The sequence below is a fragment of the Pseudomonas sp. BRM28 genome (genome assembly GCF_002939405.1).
Taxonomy (GTDB): Bacteria; Pseudomonadota; Gammaproteobacteria; order Pseudomonadales; family Pseudomonadaceae; genus Aquipseudomonas; species Aquipseudomonas palmensis.
In genome coordinates this window covers 5346275-5364484 of sequence record NZ_PEFV01000001.1, presented here as the reverse complement: position 1 = coordinate 5364484, position 18210 = coordinate 5346275, and the positions used below count along the sequence as shown (strand labels likewise).

The following is an 18210-nucleotide window of genomic DNA, read 5'->3' as shown; positions in this document are numbered from 1 at the left end:
GGATCGCCGTTCATTCACGCCATCGCGCCCGTTCACTGCCTGCTCCCAGGCCGGTGGTGTATCCGTTTTCCGCAAGAGCCTGCACATGCCCCAGCCTATCCCCCTCAAGGACCACGAGAAAGAAACGCACCTGGTCAACCGCAGGCTGATCGCGTGTGCGCTGCTGGTACTGGTGCTGGTGGCGGTGCTGGTGGGGCGGCTGTACGTGCTGCAGGTGGTGCAGCACGACTACCATGCCGCCGTGTCGCAGAACAACCGCGTGCACGTGCTGCCCATCGCCCCCGAGCGCGGGCTGATCTACGACCGCAACGGCGAGGTGCTGGCTGACAACAAGCCCAGCTTCAACCTCACCATGACCCGCGAGCGTGCTGGCGACACGCCCAGGGTGCTCGACAGCCTGGTGCAGATCCTGGGCCTGGGCGAGGAGGACCGCCAGGGCTTCGAGAAGGACCTGCGCCGTGGCCGCAAGCCGTTCGAGCCGGTGACGCTGATGTTCGGCCTGAGCGAAGAGCAGATCGCCCTGATCGCGGTCAACCAGTTCCGTCTGCCGGGGCTGGACGTGGAGCCGCAGTTCATTCGTGAATACCCCATGGGCGCGCACTTTGCCCACTCGGTGGGCTACGTGGGGCGCATCAACGAGAAAGAAGCCAAGACCCTCGATGCCACCGAGTACCGTGGCACCCAGTCCATCGGCAAGACCGGCATCGAGCACTTCTACGAGGCCCAGCTGCACGGCCAGGTGGGCTACGAAGAGGTCGAGACCAACGCCCAGGGCCGCATCATGCGCGTGCTGCGCCACCACGATCCGGTGCCCGGCAAGAACATCACCCTGAGCCTGGACGCGCACCTGCAGCTGGCCGCCGAAAAGGCCCTGGGCGATCGCCGTGGTTCGGTGGTGGCGCTGGACCCGGCCACCGGCGAGGTGCTGGCGATGGTCAGCAACCCCAGCTTCGATCCCAACCTGTTCGTCAAGGGCATCAGCTTCAGGCAGTACGCCGAGCTGCGCGATTCCATCGACCGGCCACTGTTCAACCGCGTGCTGCGCGGCCTGTACGCCCCGGGCTCGACGATCAAGCCCGAGGTGGCCATCGCCGGCCTCGACAGCGGCGTGATCACCCCGGCCAGCCGGGTGTTCGACCCCGGCTACTACGAGCTGCCCAACTACGACCACAAGTACCGCAACTGGAACCGCAGCGGCGACGGCTGGGTGGACATGTACAGCGCCATCATGCGTTCCAACGACACCTACTTCTACGACCTGGCGCACAAGCTGGGGGTCGAGCGCCTGCACGACTACATGAGCGAATTCGGCCTGGGCCAGAAGGTCTCGCTGGACATGTTCGAAGAGTCACCCGGCCTGATGCCCTCACCCGCCTGGAAGCGCGCCAACCGGCGCCAGGCCTGGTACCCCGGCGAAACCCTGATCCTGGGCATCGGCCAGGGCTACATGCAGGTCACCCCGCTGCAACTGGCGCAGGCCACCAGCCTGCTGGCCAGCAAGGGCGTGTGGCACCGCCCGCACCTGGCCATGAGCATCGGCGACGAGCCGCCGGTAGACCCCAACCCCATGCCCGACATCGTGCTGCATGACCGCCACGCCTGGGACCAGGTCAACCAGGGCATGCAGATGGTCATGCACGCCCCGCGCGGCATCGCCCGCGCCGCCGCTGCCGGGGCGCAGTACCGCATCGCCGGCAAGAGCGGCACCGCGCAGGTGGTGGCGATCAAGCAGGGGGAACGCTACAACCGCGACAAGACCCTGGAGCGCCACCGCGACAACGCGTTGTTCGTGGGCTTTGCCCCCGCCGACCACCCGAGCATCGCCATCGCGGTGATGATCGAGAACGGCGAGGCCGGTGGGCGCGTGGCCGGGCCGGTGGTCCGGGAAATCATGGACGCCTACCTGCTGGACGAACAAGGCCACCTCAAGCCCCAGTACGCCGGCAACGCAGCCGCCGCCGCGGTGCCCCATACCTGAAAGCGCAGCGCCCTGATCGTGTCGACAGCATCTGATTGCATTTGCAATCAGATTGCAGTATCCCTTGCGCTTCTGCCAAGGACCGATCATGGAGCTGCCCCGTGGATTCACTGCCTGCCATCCCCCCTGCCCGACTGGCCGCCCACGCCTGCATTCGCAGCATCGAGGCCGGCCTGCCGTCGACCGGCGCAGCGTCGCACTCGCCGCTGTTGCAGATTTTGCAGACCGTGCACCGCATCGAGCACGACCCGGCCGTGGCGGGCAACCTGTGGGTGATCAATGATCGCGCCGACAGCGCGAGCGAGGTGGTCAGCCCCTGGGGCATCTGGTTTCGCCAGCAGGCGCCCAGCCGCGAACGCCCGCTGATCTACCTCACCCAATCGCCGAGCTCGGCCCGCGTGTCGATGCTGGCCGAGCAGATCGGCCACCGCGGCATCGTGTTCAACGACCTGGAATCGGCCGCCTCGCGCTGGCCCAAGGGCGCGCACCCGTGGCTGCCGTTGTGGCTGTCGGCCAACGCCCAGTGCCGCCCGTACGACCCCGCCAGCGCTGCCGAGGCCCAGGCCATCCTGCTGGCGGCGCTGGACGAGCTGTACGTACAGGGGCGCCACGGCTTCTACTACATGACCCTGCACGACCAGCCGCCGGCAGCCGATGAACCGGCACACGACGATTGCAGCGATGCATTCCTGGGCATGTACCCGTTGCAGCCCACCAGCGCTGCCCGCCCCCAGGTACGCCTGCTGGGTGCCGGCGCCATGCTCCGGGAGGTGCGCGCCGCCGCGATGCTGCTCGACACGCACTGGGGCATCGCCAGCCAGTTGTGGAGTTGCCCCAGCTACACGCGCCTGGCCCGTGACAGCGACGATGCCGCTCGCTGGAACCGCCTGCACCCCGAGGCCGCGCCACGCAAGAGCTACCTGCAGTACTGCCTGATGTCGGCCAGCACGCCGGTGATCGCCGTGACCGGCTATGCCCAGCACATCGCCGACCAGCTTGCCCCGCATGTCACGGCGCCCTTCACCGCACTGGGCGCCGACAGCCTGGCGCCGGGCAACTGCCTGGATCGGCGCTGGATAGCCTTCAGCGCGTTGCAGGCACTGGCCGGCCAGGGCCTGTTCGACACCCAGGCGCTACCCGCCGCACAGGCCCGGCTGGGCCTAGGCGAATGACGCCCGGGCCTTGAAGCTCGACTGTTCCAGCGCCTGGGCGAACAGCGACTGTTGCTCGGGCGTGAACTGGCTCAGAAACAGCTCGTCCACTGCCTGCTTGTACACCGCCCACATGCGCTTGCGCAGCGCCTTGCCGCTGTCGGTGATGCACGCCAGGGCGCCGCGCCCGTCGCCCGCGACCTTCTTGCGCACCACATGCCCTTCGGCCTCCAGGCGGTCGACCAGGCGGGTCAGGTTGTAACGCTCGATGGCCATCACATCGGCCAGCTCGTGCATGCGCCGGCAGCCATCGGGGCCGCTCTCGATGCCCCACAGCGCGTCATACCAGGCGTACACGGGCAGGCCCTGGTCGGCCAGGCGACGTTCGATTTCGCGAATCAGGTTGCGGTGGGCGCGAATGAAGCTGAACCAGAGGTCAGCGGTGGGTGCAGCCATGAGGGTTCCTCGGGTCAAAGTTATTGCATTTGCAATCATACGGGGCGCATGCCTAGAATCAATTGCAAATGCAACTACTACCCGGCAGACCTGCCGGCACTGCCCGCCACAACCCCGCAGGAGGATTACCGATGCAACAGCAGCCCCCTCTGTTGAACGACCCAGATCCCGAGCAGACCCAGGAATGGCTTGAGTCCCTGGCCACCGTTGTCGAGGTGGAGGGGCGCTCGCGTGCGCACTTCCTGATCGACCAGATGCTGGACCTGGACGTGTCGCTGCACGGCGACTTTCGTGGCCGCGTCAACACCCCCTACGTCAACACCATCGGCCCCGAGCGCGAACTGCCCTACCCCGGCGACCTGGCCACCGAGCAGCGCCTGAATGCCTATATCCGCTGGAACGCACTGGCCATGGTGCTGCGCGCCGGCAAGCATTCGGGGGTGGGCGGGCATATCGCCACCTACGCCTCGGCGGCGGTGCTGTATGACGTGGGCTTCGACCATTTCTTTCGCGGGCGCACCGCGCAGTTTGCCGGCGACATGGTGTACATCCAGGGCCACTCGGCGCCGGGTATCTATGGCCGGGCCTACCTCGAAGGGCGCCTGAGCGAGGCGCAGCTGGACAACTTTCGCCGCGAGACCGACCGCGATGGCGTGTCGTCCTACCCGCACCCGCGGCTGATGCCCGAGTTCTGGCAGTTTCCCACCGTGTCCATGGGCCTGGGGCCGATCACCGCGGCCTACCAGGCGCGCTTCATGCGCTACCTCGAAGACCGCGACCTCACCCCACGCCAGGGCCGCAAGGTGTGGGCGTTTCTCGGTGACGGCGAAATGGATCAGCCCGAGTCGCTGGCGGCCATCTCGCTGGCCGGGCGCGAAAAACTCGACAACCTGATCTTCGTGGTCAACTGCAACCTGCAGCGCCTGGACGGCCCGGTACGTGGCAACGCCAAGGTGATCCAGGAATTCGAGAGCCTGTACCGTGCTGCCGGCTGGAACGTGATCAAGGTGGTGTGGGGCAGCGGCTGGGATGCGCTGCTTGCCAGGGACAGCAGCGGCATCCTGCGCCAGCGCATGATGGAGTGCGTGGACGGCGAGTATCAGACCTACAAGTCGCAGAACGGCGCCTACGTGCGCGAGCACTTCTTCGGCAAGTACCCGGAACTGCTGGCGATGGTCAGCGACCTGAGCGATGACGACATCTGGAAGCTGGCTCGCGGCGGGCACGACCCGGTCAAGGTGTACAACGCCTACGCGGCGGCCGTGCGTCACACGGGGCGGCCAACGGTGATCCTGGCCAAGACCGTCAAGGGCTTCGGCATGGGCGAAGCCGGCGAAGGCCAGAACATCAACCACCAGTTGAAGAAGATGGGCGACGAGGCGGTCAAGGCCTTCCGCGACCGCTTCGGCCTGGACCTGAGTGATGAGCGCCTCGGCGAGATCCCCTACCTCAAGCCCGCCCCCGACAGCGCCGATGCGCGCTACCTGCAGGTGGCCCGTGATCGCCTGGGCGGGCATGTGCCGGCGCGCCAGGCCAGGGTCGAGCCGTTGCAGGTGCCGGCCCTGGAGGCCTTCGACAGCCAGCTCAAGGGCACCGGTGACCGTGCCATCTCCACCACCATGGCGTTCGTGCGCATTCTCGGCACCCTGCTCAAGGACCCGCAGGTCGGCCGCCTCGTCGTACCGATCGTGCCCGACGAATCACGCACCTTCGGCATGGAGGGGCTGTTCCGCCAGATCGGCATCCACTCCCATGTGGGCCAGCTGTACACGCCGCAGGATGCCGGCACGCTCAGCTACTACAAGGAGAGCACCGACGGCCAGATCATGCAGGAAGGGCTCAACGAGTCCGGCGCCACCTCGTCGTGGATTGCCGCCAGCACCGCCTACGCCAACCATGGCGTGATGACCCTGCCGTTCTACATCTTCTATTCGATGTTCGGCTTCCAGCGAGTGGGCGACCTGCTGTGGGCGGCGGGCGATGCGCGCGCACGGGGGTTTCTGCTGGGCGCCACCAGCGGGCGCACCACGTTGATGGGCGAAGGCTTGCAGCATGACGACGGGCACAGCCACGTGATGTCGGCCACCGTGCCGTGCTGCGTCTCCTACGACCCCACCTATGCCTACGAGCTGGCGGTAATCATCCAGGACGGCATGCGCCGCATGTATGCCGAGCAGGAGGACGTGTACTACTACATCACCGTGCTCAACGAGAACTACGCCCACCCCGCCATGCCCGAAGGCGCAGAGCAAGGCATTCTCAAGGGGCTGTACCGCCTGCCGGTGGAAAAACCGCCGCAGGGCGAGCGGCATGTGCAGTTGATGGGCAGCGGCTCGATACTGAACGAGGTGCTGGCGGCGGCGGAGATTCTGCAGCGTGATTTCGGCGTCAGCAGCGAGGTGTGGAGCGCCACCAGCCTGACCGAGGTGCGGCGCGAGGCGCAGGCGGTGGAGCGCTGGAACCTGCTGCACCCGCTGCAGGCGCCGAAGACGCCATACATCGAAACGCTGCTGCAGGGGCATGCGGGGCCGGTGGTGGTGGCCACGGACTACATGAAGATCCATGCCGACCAGATCCGGCCGTGGGTGAGCGGAAGGCGTTTCGTGGCCTTGGGCACCGACGGCTTCGGCCAGTCGGACACACGCGAGGCGCTGCGCCGGCATTTCGAGGTGGACCGCCAGTTCATCGTGCTGGCGGCGCTGAATGCGCTGGCGGCGGACGGGGTGATCGAGCGCGAGGTGGTGGCCGGCGCGATCGAAGCGCTGGGCATCGACCCTGGCAAGGTTGATCCGGCTTCAGTCTGATAGATCGCGGCGTACCCATCGCGGGTCAAGCCCGCTCCCACAAAGACCATGAAGATCCCTGTGGGAGCGGGCTTGACCCGCGATGGGCTCACCTTGCCTGCGGCGCCTTACTGCCCCGCCCCCAGCTCATCCTGGGTCAGTATCGCCTTGGCCAGGTCTTCGTCACTGGCCTGCAACCCAGGGTTCTGCTGACGGATACGCTGCAGCATCGACTCCAGGTACACACCGCGAATTTCGCCGCCGCTGGCGATGAACGTCGAAGCATCATCGCGCGCCGGAATCACCAACTTGTCGTCCTTGAAGGTCGAGTACAACGAGGCGGAAACCCCGGCGGAGGTGGCGACATCGCGACCATCCACACGGGCCAGGGCCGTGCCCAAAGGCAGGCAGAGCACAAGGGAAGAAACCAGCAGTAAACGGCGCATGACGATGCCTCCGTGATGGGGGGGGAACCTACATTCATTAGGATAGGCCCCCCAGGCCAAGAGTTCCCGCCAATATCCCTACCCGCCCACCGAAGCCCGCCATGCTGGCTATATTGAAACCCTGGTCCCCATTCCCGAGCGTGACGAGAGGTGAACATGTACACCATTGGCTATGCAGCGCAGCACCGCGAAGCACCGCTGGCACCCTTCAAGTTCGAACGCCGCGCCCTGCGCCCCAACGACGTGGCGATGCAGATCCTGTACTGCGGCGTATGCCACTCCGACCTGCACCAGGCCCGCGACGACTGGGGTTTCAGCCGCTACCCGATCGTGCCCGGCCACGAGATCGTCGGGCGCGTGACCGAGGTGGGCAGCCAGGTCACCCGCTACAAGGTCGGTGACGCCGTGGCGGTGGGCTGCATGGTCGACTCCTGCCAGCAGTGCGACCAGTGCCGCAAGGGCGAGGAACAGCTGTGCCGCGAGAACAACACGCAAACCTACAACAGCCTGGACCGCATCACCCGCGAACCCACCTACGGCGGCTATTCCAAGCACCTTGTAGTGCGCGAGGAGTTCGTGCTGCGCGTGCCCGACGGCCTGGACCTGGCCAAGGCCGCGCCGCTGCTGTGCGCCGGCATCACCACCTATTCGCCGCTGCGCACCTGGAATGCCGGGCCCGGCAGCCGCGTCGCGGTCATCGGCCTGGGCGGGCTGGGGCACATGGCCGTGAAGCTGGCGGCGGGCCTGGGTGCCGACGTCACGGTGCTCAGCCGCACCCCCGACAAACTCGATGATGCGCGGGCGCTGGGCGCCGACAAGCTGCTGGTATCGTCCGACGCCAAGGCCATGGCCGCCGCGCGCTCCAGCTTCGACCTGATCATCGACACGGTGCCGGTGCGCCATGACGTGTCGCCCTACATGTCGCTGCTGGACGTGGACGGCACCCTGGTGATCGTCGGCCAGGTGGGGCCGATCGACGAACAACTGACCGTGCCGTTCATCCTCGGCCGGCGGCGCCTGGCCGGCTCGCCGATTGGCGGGATTGCGCAAACCCAGGAGATGCTCGACTTCTGCGCGAAGAAGAACATTCTGCCGGAGTGTGAAATGATCCGCATGGACCAGATCAACGAGGCGTTCGAACGCATGCAGCGCTCCGATGTGCGCTACCGCTTCGTGATCGACATGGCTTCGCTCGACGACACCACCGGCGCCTGACGCGCCTCACTCCCCTACCGAACCACAAGGGCCTCCCATGCTGCAGATACTCGGCAAAGCTTCCTCCATCAATGTACGCAAGGTGCTATGGGCCTGCACCGAGCTGGGTATCGCCTTCGAGCGCGAGGACTGGGGCTCGGGCTTCAGGTCCACCTTCAGCCCGCAGTTCCTGGCCCTCAACCCCAACGCCATGGTGCCGGTGATCAAGGACGGCGACTTCGTGCTGTGGGAGTCCAACAGCATCCTGCGCTACCTGGCCAACCAGTACCACGGGCAGCACCTCTACCCCGCCGAGCCCCGGGTGCGCGCACGGGTGGACCAGTGGATGGACTGGCAGGCCACCGACCTCAACAAGTCCTGGACCTACCCCTTCCTGTCGCTGGTGCGCCATTCCCCCGACCATCAGGACCCCGAGGCACTGGCGGCGGCATGCAGGCAGTGGACCACCAACCTGCAGATCCTCGACCGCCAGCTCGAATCGACCGGCGCCTACGTCAGTGGCCAGGACTTTTCACTGGCGGACATCGCCATCGGCCTGTCGGTCAATCGCTGGTTCGAAACCCCGCTGGAGCATCCGGATTTTGCAGCGGTTCGGGCATACTACGAGCGTCTGACCGAACGCGAAGGGTTTGTCATCCATGGAAGAAACGGTACCCCGTAACGCCACCGTCACCACCGAAACCTCGGTGCGCCGCCGCTCGCTGCTGGCCGGCTGCAGCGCCCACGCGGTGCACGACGGGCTCACCGACGTGATCTACGTGCTGCTGCCGCTGTGGCAGGCGCAGTTCGGCCTCAGCCTGGCCCAGGTGGGCCTGTTGCGCGGGGCCTATTCCGGGATGATGGCCGGCTTTCAGCTGCTGGCCAGCCGCGCGGCCCGGCGCTTTGGCCGCGAGCGCCTGCTGGTGGGCGGCACGCTGCTGGCCGGCGTGGCCTACCTGGTCGCCGGCCAGGCCACGGGCCTGGGTGTGCTGCTGGTGGCGCTGATGCTGGGCGGGCTGGGCGCCAGTACCCAGCACCCGCTGGCCTCCTCGATGATCACCGACAGCCACGCGGCGGGCGGCGGGGTCAAGCAGGCGCTGTCGCACTACAACTTCGCGGGCGATATCGGCAAGGCGGTCATTCCGGGCCTGATGGGCGTGCTGCTGGTGGCCGTCAGCTGGCGTACCGGTGCAACGCTGCTGGGCGTGCTGGGGGTGGCTGCGGCGGTGTTGCTGTGGTGGCTGATCCCCTCCCGGGCCCAGGCCCTGGCGGCGGGCGGCAAGGCGCCGAAGCTGGCCACCGGAAACGGCTCGCCGGGCGGCCTGCGTGCCCTGCTGATGCTGGGCATGCTCGACAGCGCGGTGCGCATGGGGTTTCTGACCTTCCTGCCGTTTCTGCTCAGGCTCAAGGGCGCCGGCACCGCCGGTATCGGCCTGGCGCTGACGCTGCTGTTCGTGGGCGGGGCCTTCGGCAAGCTGCTGTGCGGCTACCTGGGCGCTCGCATCGGCCTGCTGAAAACCGTCTCGCTCACCGAAGCGGGGACTGCACTGTTGATCGTGCTGGCGGTGGTGCTGCCGTATTCGGCCACGCTGGTGATGCTGCCGTTGCTGGGCCTGGCGCTGAACGGCACCTCGTCGGTGCTGTATGGCGTGGTGCCGGAGCTGGCGGCTGCCGGCAAGCACGAGCAGGCCTTCGCGCTGTTCTACACCGGCACCATCGGTGGCGGCGCGCTGGCACCGGTGGTGTTCGGGCGGCTGGGGGACGTTACCGGGGTGCCCACGGCTGTGGTGGTGCTGGCGGCCACGCTGCTGCTCACGCTGCCGCTGGCGTGGCGGGTGAACAAGGGCTTGGTGACAGAATAGAAAAGAAGGCGCGGGAGTCTCGGCGCCTTCCTGGTTCTGTGCGGGGTGTGGCGGGGGTTACAGGGGGGAGATGGTACCCAGTGCTCCGATTGCGAAGGCCAATACCAGAAAGCCGAATACAAAAATTGCCATCTTGCCCATGGGAGCTCCTAACTGAGGGGGTGCGGCTGTCGAAGGCCACATTGTCTGCCCCCTTCTGATCTGGAAACAGATGCAGCTAGCGAGGCAAAAAGCGGATCAGATGAGTTCGGCTCAAAAGCCCAGGCTGGGCGCAACCGTCTACCGCGCCCACCGCCTCGCCCCCGCCACACACAGGATCACCCCCACCGTCACCCCCAGCATACCCGGGCTGACCTGCTCGCCCAGCAACCCCGCCGCCAAGGCCAGGCCAAAGAACGGCTGCAGCAGCTGCAACTGCCCCACTGCCGCAATCCCGCCCTGGGCCAGGCCGCGGTACCAGAACACGAAGCCGATCAGCATGCTGAACAGCGACACATACCCCAGGCTCACCCACGCCGGCAGGCTGATACCCGCAAACGTCGACGGCGCCAGGTACCAGGTCAGCACCAGCATCACCGGCAACGACACCAGCAGCGCCCAGCAGATCACCTGCCAACCGCCCAGCGCCCGCGACAACCGCGCCCCCTCGGCATAACCCAGGCCGCACACCACCACCGCCAGCAGCATCAGCAGGTCACCCTGGGGCGACGCCGCCAAGCCCTGCGACAAGGCAAAGCCCACCACCATCAAGCACCCCAGCACCGAAAACAGCCAGAACACCGGGCGCGGGCGCTCGCCCCCGCGCAGCACGCCAAACACCGCGGTGGCCAGCGGCAGCATGCCGATGAACACGATCGAATGCGCCGAGGTCACGTACTGCAAGGCCAGCGCGGTCAGCAGCGGAAACCCCACCACCACCCCAAGCGACACCACGATCAAGGGCATTACCTGAGCCCGGGTCGGGCGCGGTTGCCTGAGCAGCATCAGCAAGGCCAGCGCCAGTACACCGGCAATGGCGGCACGCGCCACGGTGAGGAACACCGGGTCGAATTCCAGCACCGCCAGGCGCGTGGCCGGCAAGGAGCCGCTGAAAATCACCACGCCGATCAGGCCGTTGATCCAGCCACGGGTGGCGTCGTCCAGGGTACGAGGTTTGAGAGTCTGTTCCATTGAAGTCACGCTCGACAGGTTGCAGGGGTAAGGGCACGCTTGCCAAAAACCATGCTAGGGCCGACGATCAGCACAATCAAAAAATCGTCATGGATACATCTGCACATGCCTCGCTCGCGCTACAAGGCCCTGGTCGATACCTTTGCCGCAGACATTCGTGACGGCAGGCTCGCCCCTGGCACCCGCCTGCCCACCCACCGTCACCTGGCCGCGACCCATGGCCTGGCCCTGGTCACCGCGTCACGGGTATATGCCGAACTCGAGCAGATGGGCCTGGTGAGCGGCGAGACCGGGCGCGGCACCTTCGTGCGCGAAACCTCGCTGCCGCCCGACCTGGGCGTCGACCAGCAGGTGGTGGCCGCCGGCATGGCCGACCTGAACTTCAACTACCCGGCATTGCCCGGCCAGGCCGACCTGCTGCGCAGCGGCTTGCGCCAGCTGGCACTGAGCGGCGACCTGGAGGCGCTGCTGCGCTACCAGCCCCATGCCGGGCGCGCCCATGAACGCGCCTGCATCGCCCGGCACCTGCTCGGTTGCGGGCTAGAGGTGAATCCAGAGCAGGTACTGATCGTCAGCGGCGCCCAGCACGGGTTGGCCGTGGTGCTGATGGCCCTGCTGCAGCCCGGCGACGTGATCGCGGTCGACGCCCTCACCTACTCCGGGTTCAAGGTGCTGGCCGAGGCGTTGCGCCTCGAGATGCTGCCGATTCCGGTCACGCCCCACGGGCCGGACCTCGGCGCCCTGCAGCGGCTGTGCCGCAGCCGCCCGGTACGCGCGGTGTACAGCATGCCCACGCTGCACAACCCGCTGGGCTGGGTGATGAGCCTGGAGCAGCGCGAACAACTGGTGTCGATTGCCCGCACCCACAACCTGCACCTGATCGAGGACGCCGCCTACGCCTTCCTGGCCGACGACGCGCCGCCGCCCCTGGCCCAGCTGGCACCGGAGCGCACGCTGTACGTGTCAGGCCTGTCGAAGAACATCGCCACCGGCCTGCGCGTGGGCTTCATTGCCGCGCCGCCGCACCAGGTTGCCGCGCTGGAGCGCTCCATTCGCGCCACCACCTGGAATACCCCCGGGGTGATGACCGCCATTGCCTGCGCCTGGATCGAGGACGGCACGGTGGAGCGCCTGGAAGCCGAGAAGCGCGCCGATGCCCAGGCCAGGCAGGCCATCGCCCGCGAAGTACTGGCGGGCATGCCTTGCGTCACCCACCCCACTTCGTATTTTCTGTGGCTACCGCTGGCCGATGACGCCCGCGCCGAACAGATCGCCGCCGCCCTGATGCGCGAACAGGTGGCGGTGTCCACCGCACAGCCGTTCGCCACCACCAGTCACGTGCCGCGTGCACTCAGGCTGGCGCTGGGCTCGGTGGACCTGGACACGCTGCGCGCGGCGCTGGCGAAGGTACGCTGGGTGGTGCAGGCGTACTCCTGAAGCCCACGCCTCAGAAGTCGTAGCGTGCACTCATGCCCAGGGTGCGCGGCGTACCCAGCACCCCAGTGTAGGCGCCGTTGGGCGAGTTCCACAGGGTGGTGTAGTAGGTCTTGTCGAAGGCGTTCTTCAGCCACAGCGACACGTCCCACTGGCCCTGGCCCCAGTCGCCGCGCACCCCCGCCGACAGGTTGACCAGCGCATACCCCGGCAACTGCGCCAGGCGCGAATCGTCCACCGTGCCCACCGCCTGCGAGCGCCAGGCGTAGTTGCCGTTCACGTAGGGTTGCAGGCCGTTGTCCAGGTCCCACTGGTAGCTGGCGCTGGTGTTGGCAATCCATTTGGCCGCGCCCACCACGTTATGCCCGCTGAGGTCGCAGGCGGCCGGGGCGCCGGGGCGCAAGGCCACCTCCGCCGGGCATGGGGCGTTGTCGTAGGACAGGTAGCGCACATCGTTCCAAGAGCCGTTCAGGCTCAGGGTCAGGCCACGGCTCACCCGCCAGGTACTGTCCAGCTCAAGGCCACGGCTGCGCACGCTGCCGGCGTTGGTCAGGTAGCTGGTGAGTTTGGCGTCGTCGTAGGCGTTGGTCTGGTAGCCGTGCACAATCGTCCAGAACAGGTTGGCATTGAGTTGCAGGCGCTGATCCAGCAGCGTGGTCTTGATGCCCAGTTCGGCGTCGTTGGCCCGTTCGCTGCCGATCAGCAGCGAGTCGGCGCCGGCCACCGGGGCGCTGGCCACGCTGAGGTTGACCCCGCCGGACTTCTCCCCATGGGACAACGAGCCATACGCCAACACCTGGTCGTTCACCCGCCAGGCCAGGCTGGCCAGCGCAGACGGGCTGAAGCTGTAGAGGCTGAGGTCGCCCGAATCATAGGCGCCGACACGCCCCTGCCTTACCGCTGCCGCTGCACCCGTCACGCTCGCGCCACCCACCGGGGCATCGCGCGTCACCCTGGCCTGCTTGCGCTCGTAGGTACCGCGCAGGCCCAGGCTCAGGTCCAGGCGCGGGGTCAGGTGCCAGGTGCCCTGGGCAAAGGTGGCGAAGCTGTCGGTGTCGATGCTGCCGTGGCCCACGCTGTTCACATCGTTCAATGCGCCCTGCGGGGTGCCGTTCCAGGTGTCGGCCAGCGGCCCATATTCGGTGAACACGCGGTTCTGCATCTGCTGGCCGAAGTAATAGCCGCCCACCACGTAATCGAACCGCTCACCCAGCGGCGAGGCCAGGCGCAGCTCTTGCGAATACTGCTTGTCGCGGGCCGACTGACCGACGTTGTGCATCACGTCCACGTTCAGTTCGTCGTCGTTGCGCGGGGTGAAGTCCCACCAGCGGTAGGCGCTGATCGACGTCAGCGTGAAGCCATCGGCCAGCCCCCAGTTCGCCTCCAGCGAGGTGCCGCCCTGGAACACCGTGACACGCTGGTCGGCATCGAGGTTGACCCTGCGCCCGTCGACCAGCGTCGCGCCCACCGCCTGGGCCCGCTGCTCATAGCGGTTGACCCCGTTGATGGTCGGCCCGGTGCTGAACAGCGAGCGCGTGCCGGCGCTGGAGTGCTCCTCGTTGTAGTCGCCGATCCAGCGCAGGCTGAAGTCTTCCTGCGGCTTGAACAGCAACTGCCCGCGAAAGCCCTGGCGTCGGCCGCCGCCCAGGGTGTCGCCGTCGAACCGGTTCTCCACGTAGCCGTTCTCGTCGGTGCGGTAGGCCGCCACCCGCCCGGCCAGCGTGTCGGTCAACGGCCCCGACACACCGCCCTGCACCTGCCGGTAGCCGTCCTCGCCCAGCGACGTCGAAACGTTGCCCTGCGGGGTGAAGGTGGGCTGGCGGGTGGCGATGTTGAGCACCCCGGCCGTGGTGTTCTTGCCGAACAGGGTGCCTTGCGGGCCGCGCAGCAAGGCGATCTGCTCGATGTCCAGCAGGTCGAACACGGCCATGCCGGGGCGGCCCAGGTAGACGTTGTCGAGGTAGATCCCGGCGCTGCCTTCCAGGCCGTCACTGGCCGGGTTGTTGCCCAGCCCGCGAATCGACAGGCTCGACTGGCGCGGGTTCATGAACGCCACGTTGACGCTGGGCATGGCCTGTTGCAGGTCCTGCAGGCGATACAGCCGCTGGGCCTCCAGGGCCTGGGCGCCCAGCACGCTCATGGGGGTGGGCACGTGCTGCGCCTCTTCGCTGCGCCGGCGCGCCTCGACCGTCACCGGGGCAAGGGTCGGGGCGTCGGTGGGGGCCGGCTCAGTGGCTGACGCAGGCAGTGACAGCAGGCCCAGTGCGGCCAGGCACAGGGGGCGTGGATAAGGCAGCTTCATCATCGATTCCTTTGGGGGTATGGCGGTACCTCGCTGCGCGTGGTGTGCGTGAGCGTGAGGGTGGGTGCTGGTGCGCTGTGTTCAGGCTTTCAGCCAGGGAATGTCGTCGCGCTGGTAACGGTGCGCGCGGAAGATCGCGTTGTTCTCGCCCGGCAGGTAGCGGCGCGAGGCCGCATCGGGGTAGGCGGCAAAATGCGGGTTGATGTACTCCCACACCACCTCGCCGGCCGGCGTCACTTCGAACAGGCGGCCGAAGTTGGCCTCGGTGATCAGCGTGTTGCCGTTGTGCAGGCGCTGCGCACCGCCCATGAACGGGGTGAAGAAGGCATAGCCGGGGGTATCGGCGTACTGCCATTCGATGCGCCGGGTCAGCGGGTCGATCTCCAGGATGCGCGAGTGCGGCATCGACACGTGTGGCCGCGAAATACCGTTGTCGAATACCAGGATGCGGCCGTTCTCCAGCTCGCTCGGGCAATGCTGCTGCGCCACCAGATCGTGGCCCAGACGCCACAGCACCTCGCCGCTGCCGCGCTGCACGGCGATCACCGACGACACGCTGCGCAGGCTGAGGATCACCTTGCCATCGCGACCCGGGGTCACCGCGTTGGTCATGGGCCAGTGGTAGCGCTCGAAGGTGTCGTGCAGCGGGTAGTCCTCGGGGCGCAGGTGCTCCCAGCTGCGCCACTCCCACACCACCTGGCCCTGGCGATCCACCTCCTTGACCACATCGGCATAGATCACCCCGCCCGCCGCCTCGCTGCCGGGAATACCGCCCACCACGCGGCTGGCCAGCTCGGGGCTCAGGGGCTCGACCGTGGTGTACAACAGGTGGCCGTTGTCCAGCCACTGGGCATCGTGGTGGTGCAGCAGGTCGGTGTGCTGCCACACCACCTCGCCTTGCGCGGTGACTTCACTGAAGGCGCCGCCGTGCCATACCGACCAGCCGGGGAACAGCTCGGGGGAGTCGGGGTGGTTGCCGTTGTAGCCCAGGTTGCCGTTGGGCAGTATCACGGCGTCGCGACCGGGGCGCTGGGGCAGCTTCCAGCGGTGTACCACTTCGCCGTCCAGGTCGATCAGGAACACGTTGCCGTCGGCGGTCTGCGGTGCGAACAGGGTGTAACCCCCGGCGCTGCGGGCGTGGTCCACGGCAACCAGGCCGGTCCTGTGGCGTTTGAGGGTCGGGGTGTGCAGGGCAGTCATGACGTTTCTCCGGGTGAGTGGTGCCCTGCCGACGGCAGGTCGGCATGGCAGGTCGAGTTGAAGTGTTTAGTCAGGTTGTGGCAGCAAACTGTTGAAACGGCTATCGAATACCTGTTCAACCTGCAGCGGTTTTGGGATCAGGCGCTCGGCGGCGAAGGCATCGGCCAGGCGTTGCTGCAAGGCGATGATCGAAGGGTCGATGGGCACATAGCGCAGGTGCTGGTGCGCCAGCATCTCGCGCACCAGCTCAAGGGGCAGGCGCGTGCTGCCTGCCAGCGCCTGGGCCCAGGCATCCGGGTGGGCGGTGGCCCAGGCCTGCGCCCTGGCCAGGCGCACCATCAGCTCGCCCAGCTGTCGAGCACGCTGCGGGTCGGCCAGGGCCTGGCCGCTGGCGACCGTGAAGTTAAGGCCGGTCTCGGGCCAGGCCGAGCCGTCCACCAGCACCCGGGCGCCGTGGGCGGTGGCCTGCCCGACAAAGGGGTACCACACCGCCCAGGCGTCCAGGTGGCCACTGGCAAAGGCGTTTTGCGCATCGATGGGGCTGGCATAGGCGATCTTCACCTCGCGAGGGCTCAGCCCGGCCTGGCGCAGCGCGGCCAGCAGCAGGTAGTGGCCGCTGGAGCCCTTGGCCACCGCCACGCGCCGGCCCTTGAGGTCGGCCACCTGTTGCACCGTCGAGCCTTGTGGCAGCAGCAGCGCATTGTTGTTCTGAGCGCCGTCGGCCACGCCGATGATACTGATGTCGAAACCACCGGCCTGGGCAAACACCGGCGGCGCATTGCCCACCACCCCCACATCCACCGCCCCGGCACTCAGCGCCTCGAGCAAGGCCGGGCCGGCCGGGAACGGGTGCCAGCTCAGGGGCAAGGTCAGGGGCTCAGCCTCCCCGGCGGCCTGCAGCAGGGTTTGTACCAGCCCGCTCTGGTCGCCGACCCGCAGCGCGGCAGGTGCGGCGCTGACGGCCTGGGCCAGCACCATGCCGGCGCACAGCGCCACGGCGCGCAAGGTGGTGCGGCGGGCGTGCAGGTGCTTGGCAGCAGCAGCGAATAACGGCATTGTCGTCCCCTTGTTTCGTGTTGAACCCAGTATGTCGAGGCCCCCCGTGCAACTCCATGCCAAACACCCCTCCTTTGCTGCCACGCCACCCGCGCCCCGCACGGTGGTGGTGCTGGGTTTCGACGATGCGTTGCTGCTCAATGCGGCCGGCCCGCTGGAAGTGTTCGGCGCCGTGCCGCGCCTGCTGGCCGGCGCGTTCGCACAGCACCCGCCCTATCGCCTGGTACTGGCCTCGCCCGAGGGCGGCCTGATCAGCACGGTGTCGGGCATCGAGGTGATGACCCGTTCACTGGCGCAGCTGGACCTGGAGCTGCGCGACATCGACACCCTGATCGTGGCCGGCGGCCCTGGGGTGGCCGCACTGGAAGCAGACCCGCGCGCGTGCGACTGGCTGCGCCGGCGCCATGGGCAGATTCGCCGGCTGTGCTCGGTGGGCACCGGCACCTTCGCGCTGGCGGCTGCGGGCCTGCTCGATGGCCGTCGGGTGGTGACCCACTGGAAGTTCAATGACGAGTTGCAGGCGCGCTACCCCAGCGTGCAGTGCCAGCCCGACGCGCTGTACCTGAACGACGCCAACCTGTGGACCTGCGGCGGCGCCACGGCGGGCATCGACCTGGCGCTGGCACTGGTGGAGCAGGACCTCGGCCCCCACGCGGCCCTGGCGCTGGCACGCTACTTCACGGTGTTTCTGTGGCGCTCGGCCGGGCAACCGCAACTCAGTGCCTCGTTGCAGGCACAGTCCAACGCGCTGCGCACCGCACCGGATGTGCGCCTGGCCCGGCTGCATGCCTGGATCGCCGCCAACCTGGATGGCGACCTGCGGGTGGAGCGCCTGGCCGAGCAGTTCGGCATGAGCCCGCGGCATTTTGCCCGGGCCTATGTGGCGGCCACGGGTGACACGCCGGCCCAGGCGGTGGAAACATTGCGCCTTGAAGCGGCGTGCCGCCTGCTGGAGACCACCCGCGAGCCGATCAAGCGCATTGCCGAAACCGTCGGCTTCGGCCGCGAAGAACGCATGCGCCGGGTGTTTCAGAAAGAGCTGGGCACCAGCCCGCTGGGTTATCGTACCCAGGCCAGGGCCCCGCAACCGGGCGTGCCCGTGCCGGTGGCCGGCCAGACCGGCTACCGCCATGTGGAGCGGCCGGGCATCGCGCTGGAGCATCTGGCGCAGTAGATTC

At 67.6% G+C, this 18210-nt stretch carries 14 protein-coding genes; 8 read left to right on the top strand and 6 right to left on the bottom strand.

Annotated features, from left to right (window positions below; all coding sequences use genetic code 11):
• Positions 1-85: 85 nt before the first annotated feature.
• Entirely contained in the window at positions 86-1978 is a 1893-nt protein-coding gene (gene mrdA, locus CR917_RS24665; RefSeq protein ID WP_058540702.1) for a penicillin-binding protein 2, read from the top strand.
• Between the two features lie 101 nt (positions 1979-2079).
• On the top strand, positions 2080-3150 hold the full coding sequence (locus CR917_RS24660) for a pyruvate dehydrogenase (protein ID WP_256582875.1): 1071 nt from the start codon (positions 2080-2082) through the stop codon (positions 3148-3150).
• Here CR917_RS24660 and CR917_RS24655 read toward each other — a convergent pair.
• Positions 3139-3585: a MarR family winged helix-turn-helix transcriptional regulator gene (locus CR917_RS24655; RefSeq protein ID WP_088515354.1), complete on the bottom strand. Its 447-nt coding sequence runs from the start codon at positions 3583-3585 to the stop codon at positions 3139-3141. The two genes, CR917_RS24660 and CR917_RS24655, sit on opposite strands and share 12 nt — an antisense overlap.
• Before the next feature lie 131 nt (positions 3586-3716).
• Between CR917_RS24655 and aceE the strand changes: the two genes are divergently transcribed.
• Positions 3717-6389 carry a pyruvate dehydrogenase (acetyl-transferring), homodimeric type gene (aceE, locus tag CR917_RS24650; RefSeq protein WP_104573110.1) on the top strand — a complete coding sequence of 891 codons (2673 nt, stop codon included), beginning with the start codon at positions 3717-3719 and terminating at the stop codon, positions 6387-6389.
• A gap of 107 nt (positions 6390-6496) precedes the next feature.
• Here the strand turns inward: aceE and CR917_RS24645 are convergent, their stop codons facing one another.
• Complete coding sequence (locus CR917_RS24645; RefSeq protein WP_043860539.1) at positions 6497-6814, bottom strand: DUF2388 domain-containing protein; 318 nt, start codon at positions 6812-6814, stop codon at positions 6497-6499.
• A 156-nt stretch (positions 6815-6970) separates the two neighbouring features.
• Between CR917_RS24645 and CR917_RS24640 the strand changes: the two genes are divergently transcribed.
• From CR917_RS24640 to CR917_RS24630, 3 genes are read left to right on the top strand one after another with little or no spacing between them, the layout of a single operon-like run.
• Complete coding sequence (locus tag CR917_RS24640) at positions 6971-8029, top strand: NAD(P)-dependent alcohol dehydrogenase (RefSeq protein ID WP_058540721.1); 1059 nt, start codon at positions 6971-6973, stop codon at positions 8027-8029.
• Between the two features lie 37 nt (positions 8030-8066).
• Entirely contained in the window at positions 8067-8690 is a 624-nt protein-coding gene (locus tag CR917_RS24635; protein WP_043860541.1) for a glutathione S-transferase family protein, read from the top strand.
• On the top strand, positions 8668-9870 hold the full coding sequence (locus CR917_RS24630) for an MFS transporter (RefSeq protein ID WP_058540697.1): 1203 nt from the start codon (positions 8668-8670) through the stop codon (positions 9868-9870). The genes CR917_RS24635 and CR917_RS24630 overlap by 23 nt, the downstream gene beginning before the upstream one ends.
• Before the next feature lie 279 nt (positions 9871-10149).
• Here CR917_RS24630 and CR917_RS24625 read toward each other — a convergent pair whose 3' ends face one another.
• Positions 10150-11040: a DMT family transporter gene (locus CR917_RS24625; protein ID WP_054915345.1), complete on the bottom strand. Its 891-nt coding sequence runs from the start codon at positions 11038-11040 to the stop codon at positions 10150-10152.
• A 105-nt stretch (positions 11041-11145) separates the two neighbouring features.
• Between CR917_RS24625 and CR917_RS24620 the strand changes: the two genes are divergently transcribed.
• Positions 11146-12477, top strand: coding sequence for a PLP-dependent aminotransferase family protein (locus tag CR917_RS24620; protein ID WP_054915346.1), 1332 nt, complete (start codon positions 11146-11148; stop codon positions 12475-12477).
• Between the two features lie 10 nt (positions 12478-12487).
• On the opposite strand, the gene CR917_RS24615 is transcribed toward CR917_RS24620, so the two are convergent.
• The 3 genes from CR917_RS24615 to CR917_RS24605 all read right to left on the bottom strand — a co-directional run bounded on the left by CR917_RS24615 (position 12488) and on the right by CR917_RS24605 (position 17032).
• Positions 12488-14776, bottom strand: a complete 2289-nt coding sequence (locus CR917_RS24615; RefSeq protein ID WP_104573109.1) for a TonB-dependent receptor — start codon at positions 14774-14776, stop codon at positions 12488-12490.
• Between the two features lie 81 nt (positions 14777-14857).
• A complete protein-coding gene (locus CR917_RS24610; RefSeq protein WP_043860506.1) occupies positions 14858-15976 on the bottom strand; it encodes an aryl-sulfate sulfotransferase in 1119 nt (372 codons plus the stop codon).
• Positions 15977-16042: 66 nt separating this feature from the next.
• Positions 16043-17032, bottom strand: coding sequence for an ABC transporter substrate-binding protein (locus CR917_RS24605; protein ID WP_104573108.1), 990 nt, complete (start codon positions 17030-17032; stop codon positions 16043-16045).
• A gap of 46 nt (positions 17033-17078) precedes the next feature.
• Here CR917_RS24605 and CR917_RS24600 point away from each other — a divergent pair, with 46 nt between their 5' ends.
• Positions 17079-18206, top strand: coding sequence for a GlxA family transcriptional regulator (locus CR917_RS24600; RefSeq protein WP_238596423.1), 1128 nt, complete (start codon positions 17079-17081; stop codon positions 18204-18206).
• The last annotated feature ends 4 nt before the right edge of the window (positions 18207-18210 follow it).